This is a genomic window from Gottfriedia sp. OAE603, assembly GCF_040543965.1.
GTDB lineage: Bacteria > Bacillota > Bacilli > Bacillales > Bacillaceae_G > Gottfriedia > Gottfriedia solisilvae.
On the sequence record NZ_JBEUNN010000001.1, the window covers coordinates 156,453 to 169,588 of the forward strand.

The window sequence follows — 13,136 nt, forward strand, 5'->3', positions numbered from 1 at the left end:
AAAATGAATGATTTACTAGTTTGGATGGAAGAAGCAATAGAGCATTAATGTATTAACGTTCAAACAAAAGACTTTACATTAGAAGTTACGTCTCGTATAAACTAAGATTAGAGAGATAGAAAATTGGAGAAAATAGGTAGACAATAATTAGGGAATTAGAAGAGATATCTTTCTTACATCTCTCCCTGTTTTCTTCTGCTCATTTAGAAGGGAGTATACTATGGAAAAGCTTGTGTTAGAAGGCGGTATACCTTTAAAAGGAACAATTCGAGTTAGTGGTGCGAAAAATAGTGCTGTAGCATTAATTCCTGCAACAATTTTAGCAAGTTCACCTGTAACACTTGAAGGGGTTCCTTCTATTTCTGATGTACAAACTTTATGCGACCTGTTAGAGGAAATTGGTGGTCAAGTAGAGATGTCAGATGAAAAGATTATAATTGATCCATCAAATATGGTCGCAATGCCACTTCCTAGTGGAAAGGTTAAAAAACTACGTGCTTCTTATTATTTAATGGGGGCAATGTTAGGTAGATTTAAACAAGCAGTTATTGGTTTGCCAGGAGGATGTTATCTAGGTCCAAGACCAATCGACCAACATATAAAAGGTTTTGAAGCACTTGGTGCAAAAGTAACGAACGAACAAGGTGCAATTTATTTACGAGCAGAAGAATTAAAGGGAGCTCGAATTTACTTAGATGTAGTAAGTGTAGGGGCAACAATCAATATCATGTTAGCAGCGGTGCTAGCAAATGGTAGAACAGTTATAGAAAATGCTGCAAAAGAGCCTGAAATTGTAGACGTAGCAACATTATTAACAAGCATGGGTGCGAAAATCAAAGGTGCAGGTACGGATGTAATTCGAATAGATGGAGTAGAATCACTTTCTGGATGTACACATACAATTATCCCAGATAGAATTGAAGCAGGAACATATGCTATTTTAGCAGCTGCAACAGTTCAAGAAGGCGATAGCGTTGTTGTTGATAATGTCATTCCACATCATTTAGAATCTCTTATTGCGAAAATGAGAGAAATGAATATCCAAATTGATACAAATGATGACCAGATTATTGTAACTGGGACAAGTAAAGTTTTGAAAGCAGTTGATATTAAGACATTAGTATATCCTGGTTTTCCTACAGATTTACAGCAGCCTTTTTCTGTCTTATTAACTAAAGCTAATGGGACTGCAGTTATAACAGATACAATTTACGGTGCTCGATTTAAACATATCGATGAACTGAGACGAATGAGCGCTACAATCAAGGTTGAAGGTAGCACTGCAATTATATCTGGACCAACTTCACTACAAGGCGGTCGAGTGAAAGCAAGTGACTTAAGAGCCGGTGCCGCTTTGGTTATCGCTGGTTTGATTGCTGATGGAAAAACAGAGCTTACTGGTTTAGAGCATGTAGATCGTGGATATGAAGATTTAGTAGAAAAACTATTAGGCCTAGGTGCCAATGTATGGCGTGTTCAATTAACGCAGCAAGAGGTAGAGCAACTAAAAAATGCATAATGAATGGTTTTATTTAAGCTTCATTTTAATTTAATCAGACGGATACATAGTTTTCGTTGTATAATGATGACGGAAAGCTCTTACAGTTTCAAAATAAAAGTTAAAAAGAAAGCATGCTCTTTTCATGGATCGTTTTATCACATAGAGTTTGCTAGTGCGACTTCGCATTTCATCAAAGGGGGAGTTTGAAGTGGAAAGAAGTTTATCAATGGAGTTAGTTCGTGTTACAGAGGCTGCTGCACTTGCTTCAGCAAAATGGATGGGTCTTGGTAAGAAAGATGAAGCAGATGATGCTGCAACAACAGCAATGCGTGACGTATTTGATACGATTCCAATGAAAGGTACAGTTGTGATTGGAGAAGGAGAAATGGACGAGGCTCCAATGCTTTACATTGGTGAAAAGCTTGGAAATGGCTATGGACCAAGAGTAGACGTGGCAGTTGATCCTTTAGAAGGCACAAATATCGTAGCTTCAGGTGGGTGGAATGCATTAGCAGTTATCGCAATTGCAGATCATGGTAATTTATTGCATGCTCCAGATATGTACATGGAAAAAATTGCAGTAGGTCCTGAAGCAGTAGGGAAAATCGACATTAATGCAACAGTGCTTGAGAACTTAACTGCTGTGGCAAATGCTAAAGGTAAAAACATTAATGAAGTAGTAGCAACAGTTTTAAATAGACCTCGTCACGAAAAGTTAATTGAAGAAATTCGCGCAGCTGGTGCTCGAATCAAATTAATTAATGACGGAGATGTAGCGGGAGCAATTAACACAGCTTTTGATCACACTGGTGTAGATATATTATTTGGTAGCGGCGGCGCGCCTGAAGGGGTAATCTCAGCCGTTGCATTAAAATGTTTAGGTGGAGAACTTCAAGGAAAGTTATTACCACAAAATGAAGAAGAAATTGCTCGCTGTAAACGAATGGGTATAGAAGACCCAGACCGTGTATTATATATGGATGACCTAGTAAAAGGTGATGACGCGATCTTTGCTGCAACAGGTGTTACAGACGGTGAACTACTAAAAGGTGTTCAATACAAAGGGAATGTAGGAACAACTCATTCACTAGTAATGCGTGCTAAATCAGGCACAGTGCGCTTTGTAGACGGTCGTCACAGCCTAAACAAAAAACCTAACTTAGTTATAAAGTAAGGAACTTTTTAAATATAAAATTAGAAGTTGGTTGTAACGAAAGATTGCATGAATCTGATGGGATATGAGGCTTAGGCTCACGCCCCATGGAAAGCGAGCAACCTGGAACGGAGATCAACATACTTCTTTTATCAGATATATACATTTAAGAATATATTAGAATAACAACTCTTTCCTTTATTTCCCACAGGAAAGAGTTGTTAATTTATTAGATAGAAAAATAGTTGGCATAAAAAACCCTTTCGAATTATAATCTCAATAGATAGTAAACCTATTGATTCTAATTACTTAGAATATTTTTAGGGGAAAAGGTTACACTAAAGAATAAGTTACTTTATGTAAGTTTCCTTCAAAAAACCTTCTAAATAACCTTCCGAATTAAGATAATCCTTATATGATTGAATAAAAGTAAAGAGTGGTGTTGTATGAGTTTAACAATCTCTGCATTAGAAAACATGAAGTTAAAAGATTTGTATGAACATGCGAAAGTAATGAAGATTTCGTATTACAGCAAATTGACAAAAAAAGAATTAATATTTGCCATCTTAAAAGCACAGGCAGAAAAAGATGGATTATTATTCATGGAAGGTGTACTAGAAATCATTCCTTCTGAAGGATATGGATTTTTAAGACCAATCAATTATTCACCAAGTTCAGAAGACATTTATATTTCTGCATCTCAAATTAGAAGATTTGATATGCGTAACGGTGATAAAGTTTCTGGAAAAGTACGTCCACCAAAAGAAAACGAAAGATATTTTGGTTTACTACAAGTGGAAGCGGTTAATGGTGATGATCCTGAAAACGCAAAAGAGCGCGTTCACTTCCCTGGACTAACTGCATTATATCCAAATAGACAAATGAAGCTTGAAACAACTCCAGCGAAGTTTTCAACTCGTATTATTGATATGATTGCCCCGGTAGGATTCGGTCAACGTGGTTTAATTGTTGCTCCACCAAAAGCAGGTAAAACAGAACTATTAAAAGAAATTGCAAATAGTATTACAACAAATCATCCGGAAGCAGAATTAATTGTATTACTTATTGATGAACGTCCAGAGGAAGTAACGGATATTGAACGTTCGGTTAAAGGTGATGTTGTTAGCTCAACTTTTGATGAAACACCTGATAGCCATATTAAAGTAGCTGAGTTAGTTCTTGAACGTGCTATGAGATTAGTAGAACATAAGAAAGATGTTATCATTCTTATGGATAGTATTACTCGTCTAGCTCGTGCATACAACTTAGTCATTCCACCAAGTGGTCGTACATTATCTGGAGGTATTGACCCAGCTGCATTCCACCGTCCAAAACGCTTTTTTGGTGCAGCACGTAATATTGAAGAAGGTGGTAGCTTAACAATTCTAGCTACGGCATTAATAGACACAGGTTCACGTATGGATGATGTGATCTATGAGGAATTTAAAGGAACTGGGAACATGGAGCTGCATTTAGATCGTTCTCTAGCTGAACGTAGAATATTCCCAGCTATCGATATACGTAGATCTGGAACACGTAAAGAGGATCTACTAATCCCTAAAGATCATTTAGACAAGTTATGGCTAATGAGAAAAACTATGTCAGATATACCTGATTTTGTTGAAAGATATTTTAGAATGCTTCGTCAAACAAAAACAAATGAAGAATTCTTCAATACGATGACAGAAGAAAGTAAAAAAACACCAGTCACTAATAAATAGTTGGTAGATATAGGCATCCTTACTGAAAAATAGTGGGTTGCATTCTCCCGGGTTAGTTGCTATAATTTCATTTGTATGTTAAATGTAAATTATGTGGTATACACATGATTTGATAACTCTGATTTCAAGGATTTCAGGGCGGAAGGAGATGAAAAACATGAAAGCAAATATTCATCCTGATTACAAGAAAGTCGTGTTTATGGATATTAACACTGGCTTCAAGTTCTTAAGCGGATCTACAAAATATTCTAGCGAAACAATCGAATGGGAAGATGGTAACACTTACCCTCTTATCAAAGTTGAGGTTTCTTCTGATTCTCACCCATTCTACACTGGTCGTCAGAAATTTGCTAACGCTGCAGGACGTGTTGAACGTTTCAACAAAAAATACGGTCTTAAGTCTTAAGGTAATAAAGATGAAAAGCAGGCGAGTTATTGCTACTTTGCCTGCTTTTTTTACGCATTTATAGTCCTTTAACATAATAATTTAATTCATAAAAAGAATTTTTATATAAATAAATTGAATACTTACATGAAACATCTTAAAGATAAAAAATAATGTAATTAGACATAGAACTGATTTAGAAAGGTGAGACTCTTAATGTTTATGATGAGAAAAAATGGTTGGATAGAGATGATTTGCGGGAGTATGTTTTCTGGTAAATCAGAGGAGTTGATCCGCCGTGTTCGTCGTACACAGTTTGCTAAACAAAGTTGTGTAACATTTAAACCATCGATTGATAACAGATATAGTGAAGTTGAAGTTGTGTCTCACACAGGTATGAAGGTACCTGCTTATGCATTAACACACTCATCTCAAATTCTTAAGTATGTAACAGATGAGGTTGAGGTTGTAGCAATAGATGAAATTCAATTTTTTGATGATGAAATATTTAACGTTGTTCAGCAATTAGCCAATATGGGTAAAAGAGTAATTTGCGCAGGCCTTGATCAGGATTTTAGAGGGTTACCATTCGGAAAGGTACCTGAAATTATGTCCATTGCTGAGCATGTAACAAAATTAAATGCAGTATGTGCGGTTTGTAGTTCACCTGCAAGTAGAACACAAAGATTAATTAATGGTAAGCCGGCTTTATTTGAGGACCCTATTATTTTAGTAGGAGCATCTGAATCTTATGAGCCAAGATGTCGCCACTGTCACGAAGTACCTACAAATTCTCATCGAACAGAACCAGCATTCCAAAATCAAAACGATTAAGTTTGATCTTTCTCTATCTTATTTGTTATTTAATATGATTATTTGATAAATAGTCTTAAAAAGATAATGATTGGTTAGAAAATTGAGCATCCTTTAGTGAAAATCTACAAATATTATAAAGTAACTATATTAAGACGAAAATGTCGAGGTGAAAGTTATGTTTGATCGATTGCAAGCAGTAGAAGATCGCTATGATAAATTAAATGAATTACTAAGTGATCCTGAAATAATAAACGATTCAAAGAAGTTACGTGAATACTCTAAAGAGCAGTCAGATATTCAAGAAACAGTTGATGCATATCGTCAGTACAAATCTGTAAAAGAACAGATTAAAGACGCAAAAGCAATGCTTGAAGATAAGCTTGATGCTGATATGCGTGAAATGGTAAAAGAAGAATTAAATGAACTTGAAGCAGAATCAAAAGAGCTTGAAGAACAATTAAAGATATTACTAATTCCAAAGGATCCTAACGATGATAAAAACGTTATCGTTGAGATTCGTGGTGCAGCGGGTGGAGATGAGGCAGCATTATTCGCCGCGACACTATACCGTATGTACAGCCGATTTGCAGAGGTAAATGGTTGGAAAACAGAAATTATTGAAGGTAACTACACTGAATTAGGTGGCTTTAAAGAGGTTATCTTTATGATTAATGGTAAAGGTGCGTTTTCGAAGTTGAAATTTGAAAATGGAGCTCACCGAGTTCAACGTGTACCTGAAACGGAATCAGGTGGACGTATTCATACTTCTACGGCAACTGTTGCTGTTTTACCAGAAGCTGAAGAAGTTGAAATTGAAATCCATGATAAAGATATTCGTGTAGATACATTTGCTTCAAGTGGACCTGGAGGACAATCAGTAAATACGACGATGTCCGCAGTTCGTTTAACGCATATTCCTACAAATACGGTTGTATCATGTCAGGATGAAAAGTCACAAATTAAAAATAAAGAAAAAAGCGATGAAGGTTCTTCGTGCAAGAGTTTATGATAAATTCCAACGAGAAATTCAAGCAGAGTACGATCAAAACCGTAAACAAGCTGTTGGAACGGGTGATCGTTCTGAACGTATTCGTACTTATAACTACCCACAAAACCGTGTTACTGACCACAGAATTGGTTTAACAATTCAAAAGCTTGATCAAATCGTCGAAGGTAAGATTGACGAAATTATTAATGCACTTATTATGGATGATCAAGCAAAAAGAATGGAACAAAGTCAATAATGACAACAAAGATATACGAAGCCCTAAAATGGGCTTCTCTTTTTTTACAAAGACACGGACGAGATGAAAATGTGGGCGAAATAGCATTAAAGCATATTTTAGATTACAACCGAACGCAATTATTGAGTAATATGAGAGAAGATTTAAAAGATGAGCATTGGTTGCAATTTCAAGAATTGGTACAAAAACATATTGAAGGTGAACCAATTCAGTATTTAATTGGATACGAATATTTTTATGGTAGAAAATTTATTGTAAATAATGAAGTGTTAATTCCGAGGCCTGAAACTGAAGAATTAGTTGAAGGTGTCCTTGAACGTATTCATAAACTCTGGGACCGAACAGATCATTTAGAGCTTGTTGATGTAGGTACCGGTAGTGGAGCAATTGCTATTTCACTGGCTCTTGAAAATCCACAACTTACAGTTCATACTGTTGATATTGCGGAGGAATCAATTGAGGTTGCTAAGCAAAACGCACTTCATTTAGGGGCGAATGTTAATTTTCTTCATAATGATTTGTTAAATTATTTTATAGATGAAAACAAAAAAGTCGATATTGTCGTTTCGAATCCTCCATATATACCTCACCAGGATTGGTTGCAATTAGATGAGGTTGTAAAGGAGCATGAGCCATATCGCGCGCTAGTTGGCGGTGAAGATGGACTTGATTTTTATCGTCGATTTGCAACGGATTTACCTAAGGTTTTAAATCATAAAGCATTAGTCGCTTTTGAAGTAGGAATTGGTCAAGGAGAACCTGTTGCAAAGATATTGAGAAACATCTTTAATCATGCACAAGTTGAAGTTGTCTTTGATATTAATGGCAAAGATCGTATGGTATATATGATGAAATGAATTACTAAACTTACATTTTAATGATTTCGTTTAGAAAGTTGAGTGAGTATATGACAAGTTTAAATGGCTGGATTGTTTACAATGGGCATGTTACGTCCTCAAAATTTATGGATTTATTCTTTAATTTGCAAGATATTTGTGCAAGTAAAGGTCTAAATACAAAATTAGTAAAGCATCATGAGCTGGTCCCTGTTATTGAAAAGGGTAAGCCAATTTTAAAAGGAATATACAGTGAAGAAAAGCCAGATTTTATTATATACTGGGACAAAGATACAGCTTTAGCTCGTCATTTAGAGATTATGGGATTTAAGGTATATAATTCTGCATTAGCTATTAAAAACTGTGATAATAAGTCATTAACATATCAAATTTTATCTGAATATGAAGTGCCAATGCCAAAAACGATTAATGCTCCATTAGTCTATCCAAGCTGTAAAGTTACAGACTACTCTTTTTATGATGTCGTTGAGCAAGAATTAGGTTATCCATTTGTCCTAAAAGAATCATATGGTTCTTTTGGGATGCAAGTGTATTTAATCCATAATCGCGAAGAATTTCTTAAAAAAGTAGATGAATTACAATATGTCCCGCATCTTTACCAAGAGTTTATTGAATCTAGTAAAGGTAGAGATATGCGTCTATATGTCGTTGGAGATCGTGTAGTTGCATCTATGCTCCGTAGTTCTGATACAGATTTTCGTGCTAATGCTGAGTTAGGTGGGGAGGCATTTGCATACGAGCCGACAGAGTATCAAAAAGAACTTGCACTAAGATGTGCAAAAATTTTAGGAGTAGACTTTGCTGGCATTGACCTATTGTTTGGTGAAAATGACAAGGCGATAGTTTGTGAAGTAAACTCTAATGCTCACATGAAAGCAATCATGAAATGTACTGGAATTAATGTTGCAGAGCTCATTATTGACTATATTAAAAATGATTTAATCAAACCTAAGAAGAAATCTATTAGGCATGCAATAAGTTTAGATACAAAAAAATAGAATAGTAGTGTTTAAGAATTTATCATTTTGTCTAAACTGTTTCCTAGAGGGATGGTGGAGATAAAATGAGAAGATATAAAGCGAAATCAAAAATGAAAACTACTTATAAAATAATTTCTTTATTTATTATATTATTAATCAGTTCGTCTGTTTTAGTGCCACTTCAAGATACAAACGCAAAGGGTAATGAAATGGTTGTTATTCCTAAGAAGGCGGTACGTTTACGAATTCTAGCAAATAGTGATTCTAGTGGAGATCAGGCATTAAAACGTAAAGTAAGAGATGAAGTTAATGCTCAGATTAATACTTGGGTAAAGGATTTGACTAGCTTTGAAGAAGGACAAAAAGTCATTCAAAGCCATATTCCAGATTTAGAGAAAACAGTCCAACGCGTTTTAAAAGAAGAAGGTTCTAAGCAAACATTTACGATTACGTATTCTAAAAAAGTAAAGTTTCCAACAAAGCTATACGGTAGTTTTTTGTACCCAGCAGGTGACTATGAAGCTGTATTAATTAAACTAGGTGCTGGACAAGGTGCAAACTGGTGGTGTGTATTATTTCCTCCATTATGTTTCTTAGATTTTTCAAATGGTGATGCAACTGTTGATTCCCTTCAAACACAACAAAACGTTGAAAAGGAAACAATGATTGAAGAACCAGAGGAAGGTAAAGGATTTTCATATTTAAAAGAAGAATCTAACGAAAAAGAGCAGTCTACTGAAGTTGAATCTAGTATTAAAGAAGAATCGACTGAAGAAACTGTAGAGGTAGCTGCAGTACCGACAATGGAACAAGAAGAAGATATTAAAGTCGAAAGCTTTTTTGTCCACATGTTCAAACAATTATTTTAGTTCTAGACATCTCCCTATGTGCATAAGTTATTACAAGCATATTAGGGAGGTTCTTTCATGAAAATAAGATCATCTTTACCATCAGATTTTGAAACGATTTTTTCTTTTTTAGGACAAGCTGGACTTTCTACAAATGGACTTCAAGAACAACAGGAATCCTTTTTTATATTGGAGGACGAGGTAGGAACAGCTCAGGCTGTCATTGGTTATGAACAGTATAAAAATGAAGCACTATTAAGATCATTAGTAGTTGCACCTACCATTTATTCACAGCATATGGTAGTCTTTTTACAAAGTGTTCTTGATAAACTAAAAGAGGAAATGATCTCTCATGTTTATTTGTTAACTAAACAAAATGTTGTTCAGGATTTATTCCTTTTATTAGGATTTCAACCGACAGATGAGGAAGATGTTTCGCTTCATATTAAAGAAATGGAACATTATCAAAATACAATTAAGAATGAATATGTATTAGTATATCAAAAAGAACTATACACAAAGTTGTCCACAAATTAGCAAGTTTTATCCACAATTTGTGGATAAGACTTGCTTTTCATTCATTTTGTATTGTCTAAATTTGTAATATATACACTAATATTCACTTTTAAGCGAGGTGTTAATCATGGAAACGAAATGTTGGAATGTGGATAATTCTGTGAATAAAGATAAAATTTACCCACAGATTGTGGATGCAGCCAAAATATTGCAGCTTGGACAAGTTGTTGCTTTCCCAACGGAAACAGTTTATGGATTAGGAGCAAATGCTTTTTCAGATGAGGCAGTTCAACTGATTTTTCAAGCAAAAGGAAGACCCAGTGATAATCCGTTAATCGTACATATAGCAAACAATAATCAGCTAGATGAATTAATTGAAGAAATTCCAGAAGGTGCAAAAAAGTTAATGGAGGCTTTTTGGCCAGGTCCATTAACGATTATCTTAAAAAGTAAAAAGCAAGTTTCCAAATTTGTAACTGCAGGTTTATCCACAGTTGGGGTTAGAATGCCGGATCATCCGGTTGCGCTTGCTTTAATTGAAGCAAGTGGTTTACCAATTGCCGCCCCAAGTGCAAATACTTCTGGTAAGCCAAGTCCAACTTCAGCAAAGCATGTATTTGAAGACTTAAATGGTCGGATTGCAGGTATTGTTGATGGTGGAAGTACTGGAGTAGGATTAGAATCCACAGTTATTGATTGCTCACAAGAAGTATTCACTATTCTTAGACCTGGCAGTATTACGCCAGAAATGATAAAAAAAGTTGTTTCAAATGTAGAGGTTGATCCTGCAACCGTGAACGAAACTGAAGCGCCGAAGTCTCCAGGAATGAAGTACAAACATTATGCGCCAGATGCTCAAATGCACCTTGTAAATGGGAGTATGGAGTTTATACACAAACTTATACACAATGCTAAGTCAGAAGGAAAAAAGGTAGGTATACTAACAACAGAAGAAAACATTAACCAATATAAAGCTGATGTTGTACTTGCTTGTGGAATACGAGAAGACTTAACGACTGTTGCTGCAGCTCTTTATGATTGTATTCGTCAATTTAATGAAGAGAATGTGGATATTATTTTTTGTGAATCTTTCCCTTACGAAGGAATTGGAATTGCAATAATGAATCGATTATGGAAAGCTTGTGGACATTCTATCATTACGGAGTAAAAAGCGTAATTTCAATAAAAATGAATTAAATTTATTAATATCCCTCATATGATTGGTAGGACTTGCATATCTTTTAATAGCAAGTCCTAGGAGGGGAAGCATGAGTAGCACATTAATCGAAGAAATGATTACATTAACGATAATGGGATCTGCACTAGGTTTAGATGCGTTCTCTGTTGGATTAGGTATGGGTGTCATTCAACTAAAATTTAGGCAAATCTTAAATATAGGTTTTGTTATTGGACTATTTCATGTCATTATGCCTCTTTTAGGGATGATTATTGGATATGAACTATCAGATAAATTTGGAAGAATATCAGTACTGCTTGGTGGTGTATTGTTACTAGGAATCGGATTCCATATGATATATTCCACGCTATTTGGTAAGGAAGAAAATAAATTTTCTCCAACTGGAATTGGATTATTGCTCTTTGCCTTTAGCGTAAGTGTTGATAGTTTTTCAGTTGGGATCAGCCTTGGGACATTTGGTGCGAAAACATGGTTAACGATTCTGCTCTTTGGTATTATAAGTACAATTTTAACGTGGGCAGGCTTACTACTTGGTAGAAGGGTAGAGCAGGAACTAGGGAAGTTTGGTGAATTACTAGGTGGTTCTGTTTTGCTTTTATTTGGGCTTAAATTATTATTTTTTTCTACATAATGAATGATAAAAGGATGGTGCTACTGAATAACATTAGCTCCATCCTTTTATCTATTTATTGGACATAGTATAAAACAAGCAATAAGATTTGATACTTATGGGGAATAATGGTTTATTATTAAATAGAGATTGAAATGATAAGCAAACGATGTAAATTCAAATGTGTAAATAACGTGTAAGATATATTCATGAAAGTAAATGAAAGTGAGGAAGTTTATGAAAAACATATTGTTTATATGTACAGGGAATACTTGCAGAAGTCCAATGGCAGAAGCACTTCTAAATCATTATGGGAATGATGCGCATCGAGCACAATCCGCGGGTGTCTTTGCAATGCCTGGTGAGCCAGCTTCTAAGCATGCAATTACTGCGGTGAGCAATAAGGGTATATCAATAAATCATACCTCAAAACAAGTGACAGAGGATTTATTAAATTGGTCATCGCATGTATTAACAATGACTGCTAATCATAAACAGTTCTTAGTCTCGAAATATCCTAACTATGAAGAAAAAATATTTACATTACATGAGTATGCGAACGGAAATCATAGAGAAATTTCGGATCCGTATGGAGGTTCATTAATGAAATATGAAAATACATTGAATGAACTAGAAGGATTAATAAAGAAAATTGTAAATAAAAATGATAAAGATTGACTGATTAAAAGCATAATTAGTATCCCATATTTTGAACATAATAGTGTAATATAGAAGTGAAATATATTTAATGGTAAAAAGTAGTATAGAACATGAAGTCAATACGGGGGTAACTGTCATATGAAAGTAGCAATAGCATCTGATCACGGTGGAATTAACATACGCCAGGAAATTATGAATTTAATGGATGAAATGGGTATTGAATATAAGGATTTCGGTTGTGAATGTGGTACATCTGTGGATTATCCTGATTATGCTTTTCCAGTTGCTAAAATGGTTGCAAGTGGTGAAGTTGACCGCGGTATCTTAGTTTGCGGAACAGGTATTGGGATGTCAATTGCAGCAAATAAGGTTGAAGGCATTCGATGTGCATTAGTACACGATACTTTTAGTGCGAAAGCAACTAGAGAGCATAATAATAGTAATATGCTAGCGATGGGCGAACGAGTAATTGGACCGGGGTTAGCTAGAGATATAGCAAAAATTTGGTTAACAACTGAATTTGAGGGCGGACGTCACGAAAATCGAGTAAATAAAATTAAAGAATACGAAAAACAAATGTAATGAAATAAAACAAACCAGCCGTTAATCCGAAAAAGCTTTTGAAGATTATCGGTTTTTTTTATTCA

Annotated in this window: 13 protein-coding genes and 1 pseudogene; all 14 read left to right on the plus strand. The window is 35.0% G+C overall.

All coding sequences use genetic code 11. The features are described 5' to 3' along the window. Positions 1-220 precede the first annotated feature (220 nt). The 14 genes and pseudogenes from ABID96_RS00695 to rpiB all read left to right on the plus strand — a co-directional run bounded on the left by ABID96_RS00695 (position 221) and on the right by rpiB (position 13,071). Complete coding sequence (locus ABID96_RS00695; protein WP_192603585.1) at positions 221-1,519, plus strand: UDP-N-acetylglucosamine 1-carboxyvinyltransferase; 1,299 nt, start codon at positions 221-223, stop codon at positions 1,517-1,519. Positions 1,520-1,709: 190 nt separating this feature from the next. Beyond that, positions 1,710-2,675 (plus strand): class II fructose-bisphosphatase, encoded by a 966-nt coding sequence (gene glpX / locus ABID96_RS00700; RefSeq protein WP_088001438.1) that lies wholly within the window; start codon positions 1,710-1,712, stop codon positions 2,673-2,675. 425 nt (positions 2,676-3,100) lie between these two features. Then, positions 3,101-4,375, plus strand: coding sequence for a transcription termination factor Rho (rho, locus tag ABID96_RS00705; protein WP_088001436.1), 1,275 nt, complete (start codon positions 3,101-3,103; stop codon positions 4,373-4,375). 157 nt (positions 4,376-4,532) lie between these two features. Further along, positions 4,533-4,781: a type B 50S ribosomal protein L31 gene (locus ABID96_RS00710; protein ID WP_088001434.1), complete on the plus strand. Its 249-nt coding sequence runs from the start codon at positions 4,533-4,535 to the stop codon at positions 4,779-4,781. A gap of 195 nt (positions 4,782-4,976) precedes the next feature. Next, entirely contained in the window at positions 4,977-5,594 is a 618-nt protein-coding gene (locus ABID96_RS00715; RefSeq protein ID WP_088001432.1) for a thymidine kinase, read from the plus strand. A 157-nt stretch (positions 5,595-5,751) separates the two neighbouring features. Then, a pseudogene (prfA, locus tag ABID96_RS00720) lies at positions 5,752-6,820 on the plus strand (peptide chain release factor 1). After that, complete coding sequence (gene prmC / locus ABID96_RS00725) at positions 6,820-7,677, plus strand: peptide chain release factor N(5)-glutamine methyltransferase (RefSeq protein WP_192603584.1); 858 nt, start codon at positions 6,820-6,822, stop codon at positions 7,675-7,677. The pseudogene prfA and the gene prmC overlap by 1 nt, the downstream one beginning before the upstream one ends. A gap of 50 nt (positions 7,678-7,727) precedes the next feature. Beyond that, positions 7,728-8,675: an ATP-grasp domain-containing protein gene (locus ABID96_RS00730; protein WP_192603583.1), complete on the plus strand. Its 948-nt coding sequence runs from the start codon at positions 7,728-7,730 to the stop codon at positions 8,673-8,675. Between the two features lie 65 nt (positions 8,676-8,740). Further along, a complete protein-coding gene (spoIIR, locus tag ABID96_RS00735; protein WP_483300370.1) occupies positions 8,741-9,526 on the plus strand; it encodes a stage II sporulation protein R in 786 nt (261 codons plus the stop codon). Positions 9,527-9,583: 57 nt separating this feature from the next. Further along, positions 9,584-10,042 carry a GNAT family N-acetyltransferase gene (locus ABID96_RS00740; RefSeq protein WP_192603582.1) on the plus strand — a complete coding sequence of 153 codons (459 nt, stop codon included), beginning with the start codon at positions 9,584-9,586 and terminating at the stop codon, positions 10,040-10,042. Between the two features lie 106 nt (positions 10,043-10,148). Next, the gene (locus ABID96_RS00745; RefSeq protein ID WP_192603581.1) at positions 10,149-11,189 is read left to right on the plus strand and encodes an L-threonylcarbamoyladenylate synthase; all 1,041 of its coding nucleotides are present in this window, start codon (positions 10,149-10,151) and stop codon (positions 11,187-11,189) included. Positions 11,190-11,289: 100 nt separating this feature from the next. After that, entirely contained in the window at positions 11,290-11,850 is a 561-nt protein-coding gene (locus ABID96_RS00750) for a manganese efflux pump MntP (protein WP_192603580.1), read from the plus strand. A 216-nt stretch (positions 11,851-12,066) separates the two neighbouring features. Further along, positions 12,067-12,507, plus strand: coding sequence for a low molecular weight protein arginine phosphatase (locus tag ABID96_RS00755; RefSeq protein ID WP_192603579.1), 441 nt, complete (start codon positions 12,067-12,069; stop codon positions 12,505-12,507). Positions 12,508-12,627: 120 nt separating this feature from the next. Continuing rightward, on the plus strand, positions 12,628-13,071 hold the full coding sequence (gene rpiB, locus ABID96_RS00760; protein ID WP_192603578.1) for a ribose 5-phosphate isomerase B: 444 nt from the start codon (positions 12,628-12,630) through the stop codon (positions 13,069-13,071). The last annotated feature ends 65 nt before the right edge of the window (positions 13,072-13,136 follow it).